The organism is Parageobacillus caldoxylosilyticus NBRC 107762 (assembly GCF_000632715.1).
Classification (GTDB): Bacteria; Bacillota; Bacilli; order Bacillales; family Anoxybacillaceae; genus Saccharococcus; species Saccharococcus caldoxylosilyticus.
Map to the genome: position 1 here is coordinate 47,396 of NZ_BAWO01000011.1, position 20,449 is coordinate 67,844.

General features: G+C 46.1%; 18 protein-coding genes. 3 read left to right on the plus strand and 15 right to left on the minus strand.

Translation table 11 applies throughout. From position 1 onward, the window contains the following. Window positions 1-70: 70 nt before the first annotated feature. Window positions 71-385 carry a hypothetical protein gene (locus tag GCA01S_RS04610; RefSeq protein WP_042407601.1) on the plus strand — a complete coding sequence of 105 codons (315 nt, stop codon included), beginning with the start codon at window positions 71-73 and terminating at the stop codon, window positions 383-385. A 137-nt stretch (window positions 386-522) separates the two neighbouring features. Further along, window positions 523-2,181, plus strand: a complete 1,659-nt coding sequence (locus GCA01S_RS04615) for an acyl-CoA synthetase (protein ID WP_042407604.1) — start codon at window positions 523-525, stop codon at window positions 2,179-2,181. 44 nt (window positions 2,182-2,225) lie between these two features. Here the strand turns inward: GCA01S_RS04615 and GCA01S_RS04620 are convergent, their stop codons facing one another. Next, a complete protein-coding gene (locus GCA01S_RS04620; RefSeq protein ID WP_042407606.1) occupies window positions 2,226-2,741 on the minus strand; it encodes a MogA/MoaB family molybdenum cofactor biosynthesis protein in 516 nt (171 codons plus the stop codon). An 894-nt stretch (window positions 2,742-3,635) separates the two neighbouring features. Between GCA01S_RS04620 and GCA01S_RS04625 the strand changes: the two genes are divergently transcribed. After that, window positions 3,636-5,156 carry a response regulator transcription factor gene (locus tag GCA01S_RS04625; protein ID WP_042407608.1) on the plus strand — a complete coding sequence of 507 codons (1,521 nt, stop codon included), beginning with the start codon at window positions 3,636-3,638 and terminating at the stop codon, window positions 5,154-5,156. A gap of 78 nt (window positions 5,157-5,234) precedes the next feature. On the opposite strand, the gene GCA01S_RS04630 is transcribed toward GCA01S_RS04625, so the two are convergent. The 14 genes from GCA01S_RS04630 to GCA01S_RS04695 form a co-directional block, all read right to left on the minus strand. Continuing rightward, entirely contained in the window at window positions 5,235-6,413 is a 1,179-nt protein-coding gene (locus GCA01S_RS04630; RefSeq protein WP_042407610.1) for a coiled-coil domain-containing protein, read from the minus strand. A 34-nt stretch (window positions 6,414-6,447) separates the two neighbouring features. Then, window positions 6,448-7,605: a DUF6114 domain-containing protein gene (locus tag GCA01S_RS18985; protein ID WP_052510019.1), complete on the minus strand. Its 1,158-nt coding sequence runs from the start codon at window positions 7,603-7,605 to the stop codon at window positions 6,448-6,450. 138 nt (window positions 7,606-7,743) lie between these two features. Continuing rightward, on the minus strand, window positions 7,744-8,352 hold the full coding sequence (locus GCA01S_RS04640) for a DUF6230 family protein (protein ID WP_017434973.1): 609 nt from the start codon (window positions 8,350-8,352) through the stop codon (window positions 7,744-7,746). A gap of 356 nt (window positions 8,353-8,708) precedes the next feature. After that, a complete protein-coding gene (locus tag GCA01S_RS04645) occupies window positions 8,709-9,626 on the minus strand; it encodes a R2-like ligand-binding oxidase (RefSeq protein ID WP_042407613.1) in 918 nt (305 codons plus the stop codon). Between the two features lie 101 nt (window positions 9,627-9,727). After that, entirely contained in the window at window positions 9,728-11,218 is a 1,491-nt protein-coding gene (locus GCA01S_RS04650; protein ID WP_042407615.1) for an aldehyde dehydrogenase family protein, read from the minus strand. Between the two features lie 102 nt (window positions 11,219-11,320). Next, window positions 11,321-11,749 carry a hypothetical protein gene (locus tag GCA01S_RS04655; protein ID WP_042407617.1) on the minus strand — a complete coding sequence of 143 codons (429 nt, stop codon included), beginning with the start codon at window positions 11,747-11,749 and terminating at the stop codon, window positions 11,321-11,323. Between the two features lie 26 nt (window positions 11,750-11,775). Then, window positions 11,776-12,879 carry a Zn-dependent alcohol dehydrogenase gene (locus GCA01S_RS04660; protein ID WP_017434969.1) on the minus strand — a complete coding sequence of 368 codons (1,104 nt, stop codon included), beginning with the start codon at window positions 12,877-12,879 and terminating at the stop codon, window positions 11,776-11,778. A gap of 66 nt (window positions 12,880-12,945) precedes the next feature. Next, window positions 12,946-13,263, minus strand: coding sequence for a hypothetical protein (locus GCA01S_RS04665; protein WP_017434968.1), 318 nt, complete (start codon window positions 13,261-13,263; stop codon window positions 12,946-12,948). A gap of 34 nt (window positions 13,264-13,297) precedes the next feature. After that, entirely contained in the window at window positions 13,298-15,055 is a 1,758-nt protein-coding gene (locus GCA01S_RS04670) for an ABC1 kinase family protein (protein ID WP_017434967.1), read from the minus strand. 42 nt (window positions 15,056-15,097) lie between these two features. After that, the gene (locus GCA01S_RS04675) at window positions 15,098-16,240 is read right to left on the minus strand and encodes a thiolase family protein (RefSeq protein WP_017434966.1); all 1,143 of its coding nucleotides are present in this window, start codon (window positions 16,238-16,240) and stop codon (window positions 15,098-15,100) included. A gap of 22 nt (window positions 16,241-16,262) precedes the next feature. Further along, entirely contained in the window at window positions 16,263-17,105 is an 843-nt protein-coding gene (locus GCA01S_RS04680) for an SDR family NAD(P)-dependent oxidoreductase (protein WP_017434965.1), read from the minus strand. A gap of 24 nt (window positions 17,106-17,129) precedes the next feature. After that, window positions 17,130-17,921, minus strand: coding sequence for an enoyl-CoA hydratase/isomerase family protein (locus GCA01S_RS04685; protein WP_017434964.1), 792 nt, complete (start codon window positions 17,919-17,921; stop codon window positions 17,130-17,132). 90 nt (window positions 17,922-18,011) lie between these two features. Next, window positions 18,012-19,229: an acyl-CoA dehydrogenase family protein gene (locus GCA01S_RS04690; RefSeq protein ID WP_017434963.1), complete on the minus strand. Its 1,218-nt coding sequence runs from the start codon at window positions 19,227-19,229 to the stop codon at window positions 18,012-18,014. Further along, window positions 19,226-20,371, minus strand: coding sequence for an acyl-CoA dehydrogenase family protein (locus GCA01S_RS04695; RefSeq protein ID WP_017434962.1), 1,146 nt, complete (start codon window positions 20,369-20,371; stop codon window positions 19,226-19,228). The genes GCA01S_RS04690 and GCA01S_RS04695 overlap by 4 nt, the downstream gene beginning before the upstream one ends. Window positions 20,372-20,449: the final 78 nt, after the last annotated feature.

Below are 20,449 nucleotides of genomic sequence, written 5' to 3' on the forward strand. Positions count from 1 at the left end.
TAAAAATACTAATTGTTAGCTCCTTCCCTTTTTTTGTACAATAAACGGTAAGGGAAAGGGTGAGAAAAGAATGGAGCAATATTTTGTTTATGATCAACGGCTTGGCATTTCTTTGCCAAAGTTAGAAAAAGATTGGGAGGATTATAGCGAGAAAGAACAAAACGCCATTTTGCTGCGCTGGGAAACCATTCGTGGTGCCATCCCCGACCGCATTGCCGAATTGGAGAAAACCATTAACAAAAAACAAGACGAGCTCGGAAACGAAAATGATTTCGAACGCTCCTGCCGATTAAATGCAGAGATCGCTGAACTCGCTTCGATCATTAATGATTTATGGATTTGGTATCGGATGAATCAAACAGTATCATTGCGTATGCCTCAATAAAAAGAAGGAGAGACAGAAGCGGTGAAACTCTCCTTCTTTTATATTCCAATTTTTATTTTTATAAAATATATTGAATATTTTATTTATTAACATTATTATTTATATTGATTCTACTTTATGTAAGCGGAGGGATACGCATGACAAAAGCAGCATCCTATACTTCGATCATTGATTCTTTTTCGTGGAATAACGTATTCGCACATTATGATTGGAATCCGCATGATCGTTTCAATGTTGCCCATGAAGTGTGCGACCGTTATGCAGACGATCCGCAACGCATTGCCATATTTTATGAAAACCATTTAGGAGAAAAGAGAACCATTACCTATCGAGAATTACGGGACTGGTCGAATCAAATGGCCAATGTATTTCGCAAACTTGGGGTGAAAAAAGGGGATAGAGTTTGTGCTCTTCTGCCTAAAAATCCTGCGCTGATCGTCTATATTCTGGCTGCTTGGAAAGTCGGCGCCGTTTATGTACCGCTATTTACAGCGTTTGGCCCGCAAGCGATCGAATATCGGATTAACCATTCCGAAGCAAAAGTGATATTGACGAATAAAGAACAACGTTCCAAACTGCCTTCAAGAGAAAAAACGCCAACATTAGAACATATTTTTATCATTGATGGGGCGGATAACGATAACGATTTGCCTTTTTGGGAAACGCTTTCAAAAGAACTGGCTGACCATAAAACAGAAGAAACAACGGTAAACGATTTACTGGCAATCCAATATACATCAGGTTCAACGGGGATGCCGAAAGGGGCAATGTGGTCGCACAACTTGCTTATTAACATTTATCCTTATATGCGATATGCGATCGGTTTGCGGGATGACGATGTCTTTTTAGGAGGAGCTGACCCGGGATGGGCTTATGGATTGATTTTTTGCACCTTTGCTCCAATGTGCTTTGGTGTGCCAATCGTCTTTTATGAAGGGCCATTTAAACCGGAAACCTATTACTCACTGATGGAAAAATATCACGTAACCAACTTTACGTATGCCCCAACTGCTTATCGCGCGATGGCTGCGGCAGGTGCGGAATTAATCGGTAAATACCAGATCGGCGTACGGGCTATGAGCTCCGCAGGAGAACCGCTTAACCCGGAAGTCATTCGCTTTTTCCAACAGCATTTAGGGGTAACTGTCCATGACCACTACGGTCTGTCGGAAACATTAATGCTGATTGGCAATTTCAACGCGGTAAATATGGAAATACGACCAGGCTCCATGGGATGGGTATTGCCGGGATTTGAAGTCGCATTGCTGGACGATGAAGGAACTCCGGTAGCAGACGGAGAAGTTGGACAAATTGCTTTTAACACCAATTCCATTCCAAACGTATTTAAAGGTTATTGGAAAGAGCCTGAAAAAACGGCGGAGAGATTGATGGGAAGCTGGTTTCTCACTGGAGATCTGGCAACGAAAGACTCGGACGGATACTTTTGGTTCCAAGGCAGGGCCGATGATATTATCTCCAGCGCCGGATACCGCATTGGGCCTTTTGAAATTGAAAGCTGCCTCATTGAACATCCAGCCGTAGTGGAAGCAGCAGCCGTTGGAAAGCCTGATCCATTAAAAGGGGAAATCGTGAAAGCTTTCGTCGTGCTGGCGGATGGCTATACTCCATCAGAAGAACTGGCGCAAGAACTGTCTTTGTTTGTCAAAAACCATTTATCCAAACACGAATATCCTCGTGAAGTAGAATTCGTATCAGAACTTCCAAAAACGCCTAGTGGGAAAATTCAGCGCTTTATTCTTCGCAACCACGAAATCGAAAAGCAGAAAAATGCCTAATCAGAAAGAAAGTGTCCGATTCCTTGAACGGACACTTTTTGCTTTTATCGTAAATCTTTCCTTATTTCCCGCACGACATGGCCAAGCTCTGGCAAAATCAATTTTGTCACCGCAAGGCGCACTGCGCCCGACGACCCAGGTGTAGAAAAAATGGCTGTGTCGTTCGCCACCCCGGCAATCGCCCGCGACAATATCGCCGCTGAACCGATATCTTCCGTATAGCTTAACATCCGAAACAGCTCACCAAAGCCAACGATCTCTTTTTCGATGATTTCCTTGACCGTTTCAATCGTCACATCTCTTTTTGCGATACCGGTGCCGCCATTCGTCAGCACAACGTCGACGTCCGGCCGCCGGCAGCCGTCAAGCACGGTCTGGCGGATCGCCTCTTTTTCATCTTTCACGATTTCATATGCAACAACGTCATGTCCGGCTTCTCTTAACAACTCGATCATCAGTTTCCCGCTTTTGTCCGTCTCCGCCGTTCTTGTGTCGCTTACGGTGACAACTTTGCAGCGAACGGCAAGCGGAGCTTCTTGTTTATGTTTGGCAACGCTCATGGGCATCATTCCATCCTCTCATTTGACGATATCCTCCTTTACAAGTATAAAGGACTCACTGTATCTTTTTCAAAGCAAAAGCGAGCCCATAGCTAATTAAAGCTGGTAAGATGGATACGTTCCCTTCTTCTTTAAATTGTACGTGAAATCCCTTGTCGCCTAAACCTCCTCATCTCCTTTGCCAGCTCCCGTGTATGATCATACATTCTGCTTGAATGATGTTTCTCTAATTCCCCAACAGCGAGCAATAATTGAACATTTTCGATTTCCTCCTTCATCGAAATACAAATTGTTTTTCTCCTCCATCAGCACTTTTTTGTTCCAATGAATGGATGGACTCCCTGCAATATATGTCTGAAAAGCTCTTACTGGGAAAGCAGGCCGATTGCGTCCATCACTTCCTTCCAAGCCTTTATCAATTTGGACGAAAAACAAGGGAGGTTTAAACGGGGTTGGATAAATTTCTATATGTAAGGTGAGCATTTGTTATTACTTTTCTATGACGGTGCGAATGGTTATCCCCTATTTTGCCAAACAGACAAATGCCAGATCTCCATCTTGTTATAAAATAGACAGAATTGTTATAATATTGTTACATTATTATAATCACTGCCAGCCAATCGAAAGGGTAAATCGCTAATACTTGAATCCGTAACAGCTTCATTTCTTCATCTTTCAAAATCCCAATAATATCACTGATTTCGTTCATTTTTGCCACTTCACCTAAATAAGTAAAGAGGCAAAGAAAAAATTCGTTCAATCATAAGGCTATCTGAGTCGTTTATTCAAGTTTCTATCACGGATTCAGGCAATACTTCTTTTTCCGTTGATCACCAAACGGCGGTACAGATTTCTCCAATAACGATTAGGTCATCAAAAGGAGGAAACGATGCGATGTGCCTGACGTTAAAAGAAAAAATGAACAACATCTTGCAAAACGGTATTGATATGATTCAAGAGCACCACGAACTGATTCTTGCCAAGTGGAAAGAGAAATTATCTGAATTACAGAAAAAGCAAAACATCGCGGCGCAGCCATTGGAAACCGCCATCGGCTTTTTTTCCGAAAGGCTATTCACAAAAAGAGGAGACATCGAAGAACTTTTGCAGGATATCGAAGAGGGATGGAAACACAATTCAAGTTTGTTCCCTTCTAACAAAATGACTTTTATCTTTACGTTATTGGAAAATGCCGCCCATGAGGCAATTCAATCCAACATCGGTGATTCATTTCAAGAACATCAAGCGGTTCAATATTTGTTTTCTAAAATCCATGAAGTCATTTTTAAAGAATGCAATGATGAAAAGCACAGCATAGACCACTTCCTCGAACAACTCGCCTCCTCAAGGCAGCTTCCCATTCATTGGATTGCTGAATTGACAAAATCGGAGGAGGGGTTTTATGTAAAAAAAATGTACAGCCAAACAAACTTCTTGCCTTCAACGATCGACCGCCAATTGAAAGCGGATACATTATTTGCGTTATCGGAGTCTCTGCTTGAATTCATGCCGAAAACAGGGGAAAAAATGCGGGTTTTTCCGATCCCGTGGGAAGAAAAAATTTTATTGTTTTGTACAAACGAAACGGAACACCAAGCTCTTCCATTTATCATGCATTCCTTGCAAATGTTCAATACAGGGGAAAAGGCGCTAGAAAAGACGAAACAGGAGCAATTATGGAAGGATGCGGTCATTTTATTCGATCAATGGATTATGCGTGCTAAAACGTTACATCAAGCGTTTGAATATATTTCGTCTGGTTTTGTGAACTACTTGCCGTTTGAACGGTGTGCATTGTTTGCTTATTCTAGCGCGAATGAAAGCGGGTTTGGACTTTATGGGTACCAGCTGAACAACGAAGAGATAAAAAACATTCACGAGAATATCAATGGCCTCCCGCTAATTAAAAATTATATGCAGCGATTACAGCTGCTTGGCGGACACATCACGAATTTGCCGCCCATTTATGTGTCAGAAGCAGCGGAAGGCCTGCCGATCAAATATGTCAAACAGTTTCAACTCGAATCTATTGTCATTGCCCCGATTTACGTTCCTTCGGAAAGCAAACTCATCGGAGCAGCCATTTTAGATCAAGGACCAGGAAAACCATTTAACATTTCGAGTGACATTTTTACCGCCGTTATGAAATTCGGCCAAAGCGCCGGGGAAATTTTAGCAAAATTCGGCGGCGATCGCCCGGAATTTCCACAAGCCGCTGCAACGCCCCATTTGTCTCCTCGCGAAATTGAAGTATTGAAATTAGTCGCAGAAGGAGCTTCCACCTATGAAGCGGCTAAGAGATTGCATTTAAGCGAATATACTGTTCGCGACTATGTGTCGACCATTTTACAAAAAATGAATGCGAAAAACCGTACGGAGGCCATTGTCAAAGCAATACGAGATGGAATCATTTAATTCATTTGCGGCGGCACTCGAAAAAATAGTGGAAATTGGAATGGAGCTCCTTTCGCCATTCCAATTTTTTCTTTCGCCTCACTCACTCCCATTGTCCGATTTTTCCTCCTGTTCGTGTTGTTGGTCAATATATTGTTTTAAAGCTTCAATAGATTTGTTCATCTGATTGATGCGATCGCTCCATATATGTATCTCGTTTTTCAGCTCGTTAATTTGCTCATCGGCTTGGCGGACTTTTTCTTCGATGGAGTGAAGCTTCTTCTTTGTCTCTGCGACCTCTTGGCCGATCTCCGACTTTTCGCCGAGTTTGAGTTTCTTTAAGGTTTCGGACACGTTTTGGACCGTTTTTTGTTTGGCTTCTAGCGATTCTTTTGCCTGTTGCAACAGCTCATCTATTTTCTGTAAAGTGAGTGTGAAACTTTTTAATTGAATGGTAAAATCGTTGTATTGCTTACTTAAATGTTGTACCGTTTCTTTCAACACATCTAGATTTCCAATCCGTTCGTTTCCTTGTTTTATTTCTTTTTCCAAACGGTCCGCTTCATTCTCTATTTGCTTCCTTCGTTGTTCCGCATCGTTGAGGAGTCGATCCATTTGATCGGCTTGTTCTTGAAACTTTGCCATATCTTTCTTCACTTCGTTGAAAGCCACGATTTCGTTGCTCGCCTTTCCACTTTCGTGCTCATGAATCGCTAATATTAGATGTTCCGCTTCCTTCTCCAAATCTTGCTTTAACAATGATTGTGCGATCGATTGCGCTTCAGATACTTCTTTTGGATCAAAACTTGTCTCGACTGACATATTTGGAGTTTGAATATGGTTCGTAGTTAATTTTGTAGCTACAAGGGTCACATCCCTCAAGCACTGCTCAACGACAGGGATTCCATCGAAACAGAGGCCGCCAATATGCAGCTTCGTTACTTTCATATTCATTAGCTTGGCATTGGCTATATCGTTAGATTGGATGGACAACACCATTGTCCCATAGTCTGTTCTCACTAATTTCCTTAAAGTCAGCCCATATATTTTCGCCTGTAGAAATGCAATCGGCAGTTCACCGATGATCACTCCAGGCGCTCCAATGATGATCCCTCCTAAATCGAGAGTGCCCACGACTTTATCGGCATGAATGATAAAGCCGGAATCCTCACCGGCCGCCGTTGCCGCTGCTCGGCTCGTACCTCCTAGCGGAAAGCAAAAACTAATGATAAGGACAAGCAAAAGACTAATGATTTTCGCTTTTTTCCATACGATCATAACGGATGTCCCCTTCAAATGATTTCAGCGATTGTTAACCGGTTATCGTATTTGAATTTACAGTTGGAATGTCTTTTGGACGTTTCGAAAGATCATGGTCATTGGAGCCCGTTTTTGAAAGAACGCCATTCCAAGCGGCAATGAATGTACCGCCAATTAAGCCAAGCAATCCGCCAACCACTAATCCTCCTGCCGCCCCGATAAATGACAAAATGGAACAAATAATGATCAAACAGCCTGTAAATAAATGAGTTTCGGGTTTGGCCATACTCAAAATCGATAACATCATCATGACCATTCCGATGACGAGCCCAGCCCACATTAATCCGCTTCCGGGCAATAATAACATCGGAGCAACGCTAATTCCGACGAGTAAAATCAAGCTCCCGCCAACGAGAGAAAAAACCGCGCCCATAACCGGACGATGTTTATTGGACGCAAGCAAATATCCAAAAGAAAGCGGTAAAAACACCCCTACACCATAAGGCAGAACGAGTCCGGCCACGCGACGAACAACACCATCGAGCGAGACCATTCCTAGATGAGTGCATGTAAAGACTACCATTAATACGGCGATGATTGCCGCTAATATAAAAGACATATTTCTGCTCGCTTGGACCGCTTGTGGCCACGTTTCTTGTTTTCGTTTCTTTATTAACACCCCAGTGGCATAAATTAACAGAGCAACAACCACAACGGCCAGATTCGTTAAATAAAACGGCAGCTCCATTGCGGCCTTATTAAAATTTACCAAATGATCAATAATACCTATTACATTAATCGCTACAAATGTCCCAATTGAACCGAGTAAAAAAAGGATCAAATAGTGGCCATGATATAATACGTATCGTTCTTTATTTACATGGTTTTCGACCATCTTATGAATGAGCGTTGAATAAATGATAGCATTGCAAAAGCCAAAGATGACCGCCCCCTTTGCACCGAAACCGAGCAACTGGCTTCCGCCAATTAGTGCGCCTGGCAAAAGACTGGTACTCGCATATTTCATTTTCGCTTTATCCCACTTCATAAAGTGAAACAACATCGTCAGCAAAGCAAGAAGAGCCGCTCCCGTTCCTCCGCCAATCATCGCACCTCCCATCCCTTTTCCAAAAACAAGCCCGCCCGCAAAAGCTCCGGTAACCAAACCGATGACGATCATACTCAAAGTTTCAAAAAATAACTTGATCATCCGGCCCACCTCCTAACGATATAGCCAACACCTTTCGATCCATTCGTGACTACTTTCATTAAAACTTAAGGTGATAGAGGTTTCCCTCTACTCATTTTGGGGGAAATAGGCGATATATGAATGATGATGCACTTCGAATTAGAAATCCCCGAGTTTGCTGCCATCCTTCATATTCGCAACGATTTTTAGTTTCATGCCAGGAATGGAAATGTCCCCTGCAGATAAGAAATGCGTATTTAATTTAGGATGATCAAGAGTTAAATTGGGCGCTTGCAAGTCAATGACATTGAGCGGATTATCTGTATAATATTCTTTCACTTGCAAGTTTTTAAATAATGTATTGTCAGATTCAATGCCAGATACCCTTAATTTCAAATTTTTTCCAACAACATCACCGCCCGTCACGATAACATCCACACTTTTGACGTTATAACTTCCGAGGGCACTCTCTGTGTTAATATTTTTCGAGAGCATCAACCCGTTAATAGTGGCTGATTCTAAGTCAATCGCCGCTTGTGCCCATACCGGTTTATTTTCTGTTTCGCCAAGTGATGGATATAATTTGAAATTTGTTCCTGTAATTTTGTCGGCACTGATGATAAAACCGCCTACTCCAGACAGTGGGAAAGCGGCAAAGACCGTGCCCGACATGAACAGAACCAAAAGTAACGCAATCAGCCCTAACATTCCTGCTCCGCCAATGATCCCAAGGCGCTTCTTGTTCACATTTAATGCGTTTTCCATCATAATTTAACCCCCTTTTTTACAAAATCCCTATTTCCCCCAAAATAAATACCTTTTATTTTTAAGAATATATTTATTATTCAGAATATTGTCAAGCCGTTTTTCCATCTCCAACGCATGAATCGACTAAATGTTTGGAAAATCGGGCCATTCACGGAAACGTCCCTTCGAATCGCGAACTTTGGAAATGATGGAGTCAGGAGGTTGGGAAAAACCGCCACCTCCCCCTTTCACCTGATTTGGCATGACTCTTCGAAATCTTGAATCAACGAAGTAATACTAGACGTCCGGAAATCGATATCATCGGTTCTCTTTCCACATATTTCCATATCATCCTAATCTTTGTTTTCCAAAACGTTCTAGCTCTCTACCTCTGTCAGCGCTTTTTCAAGCTCATCAATACTGTCATATTTCTTCGCCCGGTCGATTTGTTTTTTCCGGATATGGAACTGTTTCACCGCATAGTTCTTTAACATGTCGTAGTCTACTTCTAGCATCCGTTTCGACGCTAACATCCTTTTTTGTTGTTCTCCTAACGACACTAAATATTCGACATAGCCGAAGGCATGTTCCCACAGTTCATCCATATAATCAATGAACACCTTATAATGGACATCATTGCCGGCAACAAGCCGCTGAATCGTGTAAATGCCAAATTGGATATGACGCCCTTCGTCCATATTCAAGTAATCAATCCCTTGCAAAATCCCTGGAAACAATCCCGCTTTTTTAAAAATTTGCCGGAACGCATAGTACCCTGATTCCGCAAGGGTCCCTTCGACAATCATGTTATACACGGTGGCCGCCCGAATGACCGCTTCTGGAGAATCATCTGTATTCAAGCGGTTCATCGACTCCGGCAGCGCTTCGTAAAAAATCCGTTTGTAACTGTCATTATGGAAAACCGAAAGGTCCATATCACCGACGCCGACCGCTTGCTGCCAGCGGGAAAACATTTCCGCATGTTTCGCCTCGTCATGCAAAAAGGTAGTCAAAAACATCGTGTCTTCTAAACGGCCTTGGCGTGCCATCGCGTTAATCATCGGCAAAATATCTAGCGTCACCGCTTCTTCGCCAGCTGAAAAACCGGCGACAAGCGGCAATGAAGCGATTTTTTCTCCATCACTTAAACGTTGAAAATCTTCTTGGTCTTGGCTAAAGTCAATATCAGCCGGATTCCACTTTCCTTGTTTTTTCGCCTTTTCATACAATTTATACATTGGATGATCCCATTGAATCGTTCCTTTCACCGTTTGAAAACTTTCGTGGTAAAACATTTTTCCCCCTCCTATCATTTTGAATAGAAACGATAAAGTACATTCCAATCGTTTGTCTGTCCAATGTAAACTTCCCATTTAAACCTTAACCTTGTATATGTTTAGAAAAACGTCATCGGTCGATCGTTCAAGTCGCAAATGACCGATTTCGTTTCCAAGTAACTATCGAGTGCCTGAACGCCTAACTCGCGGCCAATGCCGCTCTGTTTATAGCCGCCAAATGGCAAGGTCGGAGAAAGCACTTGATAAGTATTAATCCATAATGTTCCACTTTTGATCCGCCGCGCCATGTTGAGTCCCCTTTTAATATCCCGTGTCCAAACCGCCGCCGCTAAGCCGTAAATCGTTTCATTGGCAATTTGTACGGCTTCATCATCGTCTTTAAACGGAATGACGCTCACAACGGGGCCGAAAATTTCTTCACAGGCAATCCGCATAGTCGGAGTAACGTCGGCAAAGACCGTCGGTTCGATAAAATAACCATCAGTGAGTCCTTCGGGCACACGGCCTCCTGTTAATAACGTCGCCCCTTCTTCTTGGCCGATTTCAATATATTGTAAGATTTTCTCATGTTGAGTTTTGCTGATGACGGGACCAAGGTCGTTTCGCATGTCAGTGCCAGGCCCGACTTTTAACTTTTTCGCCTTTTCTACCAACTTTTCAACGAATGAATCATAGACCGAATGATGAACCAAAATGCGGCTTCCCGCCTGACACACTTGCCCGGAATTATAAAAAACTCCAAACAGCGCACTTTTCGCTGCATCTTCGATATCGGCATCGTCGAATATAATGTTCGGTGACTTGCCGCCAAGTTCTAAAGATACGCGCTTAATATACGGAGCGGCCGCTTGTAAAATATGCCGGCCGGTCGCTGTTTCTCCGGTAAAGGCAATTTTCGGAATCCTCGGATGTTTGACGATCGCCTTTCCCGCCTCATCCTTCCCCGGGAGGACGTTCAGCACCCCTTCGGGAACGCCTGCTTTCTGACACAACTCGGCCAGTTTTAATGCCGTTAACGGGGTTTCCGGCGCCGGCTTCAAAATCATCGTACACCCTGCCGCAAGGGCTGGTGCCACCTTCCATGTTGGCATGAGCAGCGGGAAATTCCATGGGGTAATTAACCCGGCAACACCAATCGGTTCTTTCATCGTCCATGCCATATAATTCGGTGGTGCTCCGTTTAACGAAAACGGCAGCACGTCTCCTTGGGGCTGAATGACAAGTGAAGCAAAAAAGTCGAAACAATCGGCGGCCATCGGAATTTCCACGAACAACGCCATATTTAGCGGCATTCCGTTTTCGCGTGTCATTATGTGCGCCAACTCCATGTGGTGCTTACGGATTAAGTCAGCCACGTTCCGTAAAATTCTTCCCCGTTCAAGCGGAGGCATGGACAGCCACCTTCTGTCATGAAACGCCGCCTCAGCGCTTTTCACCGCCTCATCGACATCTCTCTCCCCCGCATTGGCGACACGCGCCGTGACTTTTCCTGTTGCCGGATCGATGACATCAAACGTTTCATCGGTCGCGGCCGGCCTCCATTCTCCATTCAAAAACACCCCGGCTTCTGTCGTTTCCATCGAAATCATTGCAATGTTCCACCCCCAATGATTAATTTCGTATGAACGAGCAACGCACTTTTCGCTTCCCATGGGATCAAATTTGTGCAGAGGACCTACCCTCATTTCGTTTTAGGCCAACAAGTCTTCCCGGCCTAATTTCTTTAAATACTCGCGGTATGCCGGATAAATCGCATCCAATTGCGGCAACACTCTCAACGCGTTGGCCAACGGGCCTTGCACTTTAATTTGTTGGCGAGCTAGAGCCTGCTGCAAATCCAACTTTCCTAGCCAAAATTTATGGCCGACATCGGCGGTTTGTTCAAAAACAAGCTCCGGACGTAAATCATGATCCCCGCAAATCACTTTCAATCGGCCGTTTTCTTCCGCCCACGTAATCTTGCCTTCCGGCTGGTGAAACACGTACTGGACAAAGGCGTCGTACCCTTCGGATATTTCGGTAGAGGAAATCATTTCCTTTGATTCTTCCCTTTCAGCAACCTCTTCAAAAAATCCTCCGAGTATGGCATACAATTCTTTTTCATCTTTAAATAACGGCATATGTTCAACCCCCATTTCATAACCGATCATTCAGCAAACCGAATGACGCCGCGGATGTTTTTTCCCGCCTTCAACGCTTCAAATCCTTCATTAATTTGATCCAATGAATAAATTTGGCTCACTAACGGTTCCAGTTGTAATTTTCCGGCCGCATATAAATCGAGCAGTTTTGGATAATCGACCGGAGGATTCCCTTGCCCAAGCCAAGATCCGGTCAATGTTTTCGATTGAGAAGGCAAGGAAAACGCATTGACGGCAACGTTTTCGTTTGGCGCGGCAATGCCGACGATCACCGTTGTTCCGGTTTTTCTCGTGATGTTATACGCTTCAGCCATCGTCTCTGGCCGACCGATGGCTTCAAACGCATAATCCACACCATGGCCATCCGTTAAATCTAGTACGGCGCTGACAACATCTTCTTCACCGGCATTGATCGTATGCGTCGCCCCAAACTTTTTCGTCATGGCTAACTTTTCTGGCACAATGTCAATGGCAATAATTTGCTTAGCCCCGGACAAGGCGGCTCCTTGAATGACATTAAATCCAACGCCGCCGGCACCGATCACCGCCACCGTGCTTCCCGGCTCCACTTTCGCCGTCTTGATGACCGCGCCGACACCAGTCATGACGCTACAGCCGACAAGCGCCGCCAATTCAAACGGAACGTCGGCTCGAATCGGGATCGCTGCTCGTTCAGGAACGACCGTATACTCACTGAACGTTCCTATGGAAAGGAATTGGTAGACCGGCTTCCCACCAAGCGAAAAACGCGTCGTTCCATCAGGCATCGTTCCCATTGCTGTTAATTTAGCCGCTTCATCACACATGTCGGGCCGCCCGATTTGACAATAGTAGCACGTCCCGCACGATGGCACCCAGTTTAGCACAACGTGATCGCCAGCTTTCACACTCATAACTCCTTCACCAACAGCATCGACCACTCCGGCCCCTTCATGGCCGAGAACGATCGGCACCGGCAATGGCAAATGTGCATTAACAACATGCAAATCGCTATGGCAAATGCCGGCCGCTTTCATTTTCACCCGAACTTCGCCTTTGCGGGGCGGTTCAAGTTCGACATGTTCAATTCGCAGTTGTTCACCATAATGGTGTAGGACAGCTGCTTTCAATCCTTTCCCCCCTTTTTTCCGTCATGAAAAACAATCGATTGCTTTCTCGTTGTCATCACGGTTGTTTTACAGTTTTTCTAACTCCTCCACTTTTCGTCTGTCCTCATGGCGCAAGGCGTTCAAATACGCTTCCCACTGTTCTTTCAAAGCCGCTCTCATTCTTAAAAGCCCGATAACAAGCGGCCGTGTCGAATGATCATTCAAAAATACTTCTCTCAACACATCGTTAATGTCTTCTTTCTTTCCCGGAATGCCGTGATCTCTGCCGTATAACAAATGCTCTTCTAAAATCCGTTGAATTTGCGGATTTCCAGGGCCGCCGCTTTGCCGATAAAACGCTGAAATTCGTTGCGACATCGTGGCCATTTTCCGGTCTTCTTTCAATGTCGCTCCACCTCCTTCTATGAAAAGATGGACGTTAAAACAACGATCGATGTTTTCTTGTACGGAACAAGCGCCAAATCAGGAAGATAACGAGAATGATTGAGACGGTCAATCCGACGTTGGCAATCGTTTCCTTACTCATCCATAGAAATGTCCCGTTCGGAATGCTCGAGATAATGAAACCGCTTGCAACAATAATGGCAAACGTGACAAGCGCCAATGCCAACCGATTCGCTATTTGGTTTAATATATTGCGGATCACCGGATCAGGTTGGATTTGCATATTGAGCCGCAATTTATTATCCGCCAAAATTTCCATCACTTTATTGAAGCGGCGTGGGAATGTCGCCACCATTTCAGACGACTCAGCTAACAAACTGGCGTTGGCTCGAAAATTAAATCGCTTGCTAAGTATACTTTTCAAAATAGGGATTTCATAAGCCTCGACGACTTGGCCGTAAGAGATTTCCGGGCAAATCCAGCGCGCTGTTCCTTCTGTCGCGGAAAACCCTTTTGCCCATAGCGCCAAACCATTCGGAATTTTGCAATAGTTTTTGATTCCGATGGATATCGCTTCGAGTACGAGACGGCCATAATTATAACGAGAGCTTCCTTGATGGGCGGAGACGTAATTCAAAACAAGTGTCCTTAATTCGTCTTTTACTTTGACGACATCGGTATAAATCGTCGGGGTCACGAGCTCCATAAACACTTCAGCGGCATCTTCGGCTTGGTTTAACTGGATATGCATAATCACCCGCATCAAAATTTGCGTCATAATGCTGTCTATGCGTCCGGTCATTCCCCAGTCAATGATGACCGCTTTTTTCGTATGTTTATTGATCATGATGTTCGATCCGTGGGCATCGGCATGGTAATGGCCGTCTAGCATCGTTTGAACGTAATGATGGACGAGGTCGATCATAATTTTTACCCGTTCTTCAAAGGTGAAAAAGTCAACCGGGAAATCTTTAATAAGCCATCCATCAATGTATTCCATGATTAGAACGTTTTTCGTCGCCTCATACACTTCAGGAACGTCAACATATTCTGATTTTTTCCCGTATTTTTTCTTCATCTCCCTCATTTTTCGGGCTTCTTCCATCATGTCCAACTCATCCATCGCACTGCTGTAATAGTCTTGAACCAATTCTCTGAAATCGAGCGCCGCTTGCAGTTCGGGCGGTAAACGTTTTTGCAGCCACGACGCCATCTTCTTAATGACAATAATGTCGGTTTGAAACAGTTTCTCTACAGTGGGGCGCACAACTTTCAACGCCACCATTGGCCCGCCTTTCAATTTGGCCTTATACACTTGGGCGAGCGAAGCCGAACCGAGAGGCTCTTCGTCAATCCATTCAAACGTGTTCGCCCCGTCGGGAAGTTCCTTCTCGATGATATATTGAATCTTGGAAAACTCGATTGGCGGCACTTTATCTAATAATTTCTCCAATTCAAGGGTAATCGGTTCGGGCAATAAATCTTGGCGGGTCACTAACACTTGGCCGAGCTTGATAAACGTTGGTCCTAACTCTTCAAAAGCCAACCTCAATCGTTTCCCGATTTTCCACAAGTATTCGTTTTCGTGTTGGCTGAGCTTTCGTTTCCCGGCCAATTTTTTGGCCATTACATCTTTGATGAGCATACCTAAGCCGTTTTTGGCAAAGACGGAAATAATTTTCCGACTCCGCTTTCCTATTGTAATCTCCGCAATTTCCTTCTCAATGGCTTCGCCGACTGCCGATAAGGCCGAGAGACACTCTGGACCTGTCTTTTCGACGGAAGCGTTCAAACCGTATCCCTCCCTTCCTGTCTATTCATGCGTCCTCGACCGTTACAATCTCTCAATGATCGTTGCCGTCGCCATGCCAAAACCGATGCACATCACTTGCAGCCCGTATTTCCCGTCCATATCTTCCAATTGATGAAGTAATGTCGTCTGAATGCGCGCCCCACTCGCGCCGAGCGGATGCCCAAGCGCAATAGCTCCGCCCCGCGGATTGACCTTTCTCATGTCTGGCTCAAGTTCACGTTCCCACGCTTTGACGACGGAAGCGAACGCTTCGTTCACTTCGATGACGTCCATTTGCTCCAAAGTGAGCCCCGCTTTATGTAATACTTTCCGTGTAGCGGGAATAATCCCCGTTAACATCATCACTGGATCTTCGCCGACCACCGCCCGGGCGACGATGCGCGCCCGCGGCTTAAGACCGAGCGCTTTTGCTTTTTCTTCTGACATGAGCAGCAGCCCCGCTGCCCCGTCGCTTACTTGGCTGGAATTTCCTGCTGTCACTACACCGCTGTTCGGCTGGAACGACGGCGTCAGTCCGGCTAATTTCTCCATTGACGTATCTCTGCGAATCCCTTCATCTTTATCAAAAATGAACGGTCCGTCTTCCCCTTTCACCTCGATCGGGATAATTTCCCGTTGAAACCACCCTTTATCGGTCGCCTCTGCCGCTTTTTGATGGCTTTGAAGCGAAAATTCATCCAATTCCTCGCGGGAGAGGTTCCATTTTTTCGCGATCATTTCAGCGGATATCCCTTGTGGGACAATGTTGTACTTACTCGTTAAGTTTTTGCTAAATCTTCCCATATCGCTTCCCATCGGTACTCTTGTCATGCTTTCCACACCGCAAGCGATTGCAATATCGATATCGCCAGCGAGAATGGCTTGTGCCGCTGTATGAATGGCTTGCTGGCTCGAGCCGCACATGCGATTTAGCGAAAAAGACGGCACTTCCACTGGAAACCCGGCTGCAAGTACGGCTTGCCGCCCAATGTTTCCGCCTTGCTCCCCCGTCATCGTGACACATCCGACGACTACATCTTCCACGGAACCCGCTTCAATTCCGTTTCGTTGTACGAGTGCCTGAAGAACTGGAACAAGCAAATCAACCGGATGCATGTTCGATAAGGAGCCTTTGCGGCGGCCGATGGCCGTACGTACAGCGTCGACAATCACGACTTCTGGCATCATATCCTCCTCCTTTCTCCTGTTAAAATGTAAACAGCTCGATGCCCCCAGACACATTCAATCCAATCCCCGTGATATATTTCGCTTTGTCGGAACAGAGGAAGGTGATGGCATTGGCAATATCCTCCGGTTCTCCGGGACGCTTAAACGCCGTCCGTTGAATCATTCGTTCGTTCATTTTTGGATTGCCCATGCGGAACGCTTCTGTATTAATGATCCCGGGGACAATGGCATTGACCGTAATCCCGTAGCGCGCTCCTTCCAACGCCATACTTTTCGTAAAGCTGAGCAACGCACCTTTTGTCGCGGAATAGCTGGCTTGGCCGAATCCGCCAAGCGTTCCGGCGACCGAAGACATATTGATAATCCGGCCCCACCCTTGTTCTTTCATGTACGGCCACACCGCTTTCGTACAGTTATACGCCCCGGTTAAATTTACCTTTAAATCGCGTTCCCATAAATCATCGTTTTGCTTTTCAATTTGGGAAATATGGTCGAGTGTCCCGGCATTGTTAACAAGAATATCAATCGATCCGAACTCTTCTTTCACTCTCGCAAATACTTCTTTCACTTGTTCGCGGTCCGTCACATCCATCTTGATCGCTAAGGAACGGCGGCCCATGGCTTGAATTTCTTTTGCAGTTTTCTCGGCATACACGACTTTCGTGCTGTGCATCACTTGCGACAACGGCCCGTATTTTTGTGCCATGGCTCGGCTTTCCTCATCAGATTCAATAAGTATGTCGGTAATGACGACATCGGCTCCCGCTTCGGCTAGCGCTAAGGCGTCCGCACGGCCGATCCCGCGGGAGGCTCCCGTCACTACCGCGACTTTTCCTTTCAATAACTCAGCCCAAGAAGACATCTTCATCCCACCTCTTTTCAATGATTAGCGGAGAAATTGAGGTTTTTTCTTTTGGAAAAACGCCGCCAGCCCAATAGCGGGTTCTCCCGTCTTGAATGTTTCGGCAAAGGCACGCGCTTCCACGCTAAACCCGTCCTCAGACAGCCCTTCTGCCGCATGAATGGCCCGTTTGGCGAACCCCATGGCTTTGACTGCTCCTTCAGCGAGCTGCTCCGCAAACGCCGTCGTTTCTTCCACGAGCTTCTCTGGAGTTGTCACCTTGTTAATTAATCCGATTTGCAACGCTTCTTCAGGATCCAACCTTTTCGCCGTAAAAATGAGTTCGGTGGCTTTCGCGCGTCCTAACAATCGCGTCATTCGCTGTGTACCACCCGCTCCCGGAATCAAACCGAGCGACACTTCTGTCAGGCCAATTTTCCCTTTTGACATGATGCGGAAATCGCAAGCTAATGCCAGTTCGCAGCCTCCGCCTAACGCATGGCCGTTGATCGCGGCAATAACCGGTTTCGGCAAGGTAGCCAAACGGTCGAAACATCGTTGCATGCGCGCACTTTGCTCGGCAATGCCAGCTTCATTCCCAGCGTATCGGCTACCGCTTTGGATCATCGCTTTTAAGTCCGCCCCAGCCACAAATGTCTTTTCGTGGGCAGATGTAATGACAACCACACGTACAGAAGGGTCCGCCTCAAGCTCATCTGCTGCACGTTCCAAATCGCGCATCAATTGTTCGCTGACGGCATTAGCCGGAGGATTGTCGATGACAACCCAGGCGACTCCTTTCTCTCTTCGATCAATGTGAATCGTTTCGTAAGACAACTTTTTTCCTCCTTTTCAAAATAACAGGTTCGAACAGCAAAAGCCCGGCCATCCTGCTTCAATGAATTGGTTCGCCTGCTCCCTCTACGTTTAAACGTGTACTCCATAAGGAGCATAAAGACGGCGTGCTGTCACTAAACGTTGGATTTGCTGCGTCCCTTCGAAAATATCGAATACTTTGACGTCCCGGTACAATTTTTCCACGAGATGCCCGTCGAGACCGATCGGGCCGAGTAATTCCAGACATTTCGAACAAACATCGAGCGCCATTTTGCCAGCTACCGCCTTGCATATCGCCGCTTCCATGGCGTTCGGCTGGCCGATATCCGCTTTCCAAGCCGCCTCCCAAGTGAGAAGGCGCGCCGCATCAATATCTTGCTCCGCTTCGGCCAACAGTTCCGCCGCTTCGTAATAGAGCCGTCCTTGCTTCGGATATTCTTTTCTGACTAAATCAACGGTATATTCATACGCGGCGCGGGCAATGCCAATCGCCATCGCAGCCACGATTGGACGCGTGCTGTCAAATGTTTTCATGGCCACTTGGAACCCGGACGGCTTATTGCCGCTTGTGCTGTACAGTTCTTCGCCACCGAGCAAGTTTTCCTGAGGGACAAAACAATTTTCAAACAACAATTCCGCCGTCTCATTCGCGCGCAAGCCCATTTTATGAACAAGACGGGTGCAGCTGAATCCAGGTGTGCCTTTTTCGACCACAAAGGCTCTATGTCCGGCACGTCCCATGTTGGGGTCGATCGTCGCAAACACCACGGTCCAAGAGGCACGGGCACCGTTTGTAATAAAAATTTTTTGACCGTTCAACACGTACCCCCCATCCACCTTTCGGGCGGTGGTACGGATCCCCGATACGTCGGAACCGGCTTCGGGTTCCGTCAGTGCGTAAGCTCCCCAGCGCGGCTCGTCTTTCGTAAATATGGACAGAAACCGCTCCTTTTGTTCGGGTGTACCGCTGCTTTGGATCGGGGGACCGCCAAGGCCTGCTCCCGGAAGAGATAATGTAATCGCCGGGCATCCCCACGCCAACTCCTCAGTGGCGATGACCGCCATCCGATTTGCTTCCTTTTCCGATTTCTTGCCGTTTTTTTCTCCCGTTTTCGCCGTTCTTCCCCCGCCGCTAAAGGAAGAAGTGTTGAGATGGATACCCATTTTGTTCACTTTATTCAACCACTCATCGGGCACTTTCCCTAACCGATCCGCTTCCATGGCGATCGGGCGAATTTCATGTTTGGCGAACCAGTGGACCAATTCTTTGATTTGCTTTTGCTGTGGCGACAGTTCGAATGAAATCATTGGGCGACCCTCTCTTTCTGTCTGTTCATGATTTGTTCACCGCGGCGGACTAACAAATCTCTTTCCCTACCATATAAAGCCACTTGCGCTTGTGCGTCCCTCATCCACTTTTCCACCGGATACTCTTGCACATACCCATGCCCGCCGAGCATTTGTACGGCACAATCGGTCACATGCCGAAGAGAACGATGAGCACGAGATAATGCTCGCAAGGCATGGCCTTCCGCGTCGCTTGCTTGTTCATCCACTTTGATCGCCGCCTGCCAGACGAGGTGCTTCGCCGCCTTAAATTCAAAAGCCATTTCGGCAATCGTGAAGGAAACCCCTTGAAATTTGGCAATTTCCTGGCCAAACGCTTGGCGTCCTGCGGTATATTCGATGGCGTAATTTAATGATGCTTCCATTAATCCAACTTCTTTGGCGGCTTCGAGTACACGAAGGCGCTGTTGAACGTTTGCAATCAGTTCGCTTGCTTCCTTTCCGCGAGCAATGACTTGTTCCGCGCCAACATGGACATCAGGAAAGTGCAACCGGCCAAGTCCAGCTGCGAGTAATCCTAAACGAAAGTCTCCTTTTAACACTTCCCAATGTTTATTTTCCAACCATAAAACAACGCATTCACCTTTCGAATCGACAGCAGCAATAAGGACGTATTCAGCGGATGTGGCCAAACGAACCGGCTGCGATGTCCCTTTGACAATGTATCCGCTGCCATTTGCACGAATGTCGAGTTCCGACGCCCAAGTGGCGTTCCTATCCGTTGCATCAATGAAAGCCACGCTCGGCCAACAACCGTTCCGACCGGATGATTTGTACGATTGAAGCAACGGATGATCCGGTTGAAGGCGGATAAATGACGCCGTATCTCCTGGTCCCGACAGTCCTTGAACAATCCCTAAATCCCCGTAACTCAATGCCTGTAAAATTTGCACTTGAGAAATTAACGGCAGTTCAAGTCCTCCCCAGCTTTCCGGAAGTTCAAGGGTCGAAAATCCTAATTCCCCAACCATTTTTATAATAGAAGCGCTTACAGAACGGTTCGCTTCACACTCTCTTGCCGCTGGACGAATATGTTCAACAGCGAAGTTTCTTGCTAAATCATAAAACGCTTGTTCTTCATCGGTAGGATGAAACGAGATCAAATCATTCTCCTCCTTAACTTCCGACGTTCCCGAATAATATTGTTAATATTCAGAAATTATCAGGCCAAAAATGCCTTT

Coding starts and splice junctions, on each gene's coding strand:
- GCA01S_RS04610 (WP_042407601.1), top strand. CDS start 71: ATGGAGCAATATTTTGTTTATGATCAACGGCTTGGCATTTCTTTGCCA.
- GCA01S_RS04615 (WP_042407604.1), top strand. CDS start 523: ATGACAAAAGCAGCATCCTATACTTCGATCATTGATTCTTTTTCGTGG.
- GCA01S_RS04620 (WP_042407606.1), bottom strand. CDS start 2,741: ATGAGCGTTGCCAAACATAAACAAGAAGCTCCGCTTGCCGTTCGCTGC.
- GCA01S_RS04625 (WP_042407608.1), top strand. CDS start 3,636: ATGTGCCTGACGTTAAAAGAAAAAATGAACAACATCTTGCAAAACGGT.
- GCA01S_RS04630 (WP_042407610.1), bottom strand. CDS start 6,413: ATGATCGTATGGAAAAAAGCGAAAATCATTAGTCTTTTGCTTGTCCTT.
- GCA01S_RS18985 (WP_052510019.1), bottom strand. CDS start 7,605: ATGATCAAGTTATTTTTTGAAACTTTGAGTATGATCGTCATCGGTTTG.
- GCA01S_RS04640 (WP_017434973.1), bottom strand. CDS start 8,352: ATGATGGAAAACGCATTAAATGTGAACAAGAAGCGCCTTGGGATCATT.
- GCA01S_RS04645 (WP_042407613.1), bottom strand. CDS start 9,626: ATGTTTTACCACGAAAGTTTTCAAACGGTGAAAGGAACGATTCAATGG.
- GCA01S_RS04650 (WP_042407615.1), bottom strand. CDS start 11,218: ATGATTTCGATGGAAACGACAGAAGCCGGGGTGTTTTTGAATGGAGAA.
- GCA01S_RS04655 (WP_042407617.1), bottom strand. CDS start 11,749: ATGCCGTTATTTAAAGATGAAAAAGAATTGTATGCCATACTCGGAGGA.
- GCA01S_RS04675 (WP_017434966.1), bottom strand. CDS start 16,240: ATGCCAGAAGTCGTGATTGTCGACGCTGTACGTACGGCCATCGGCCGC.
- GCA01S_RS04680 (WP_017434965.1), bottom strand. CDS start 17,105: ATGTCTTCTTGGGCTGAGTTATTGAAAGGAAAAGTCGCGGTAGTGACG.
- GCA01S_RS04690 (WP_017434963.1), bottom strand. CDS start 19,229: ATGATTTCATTCGAACTGTCGCCACAGCAAAAGCAAATCAAAGAATTG.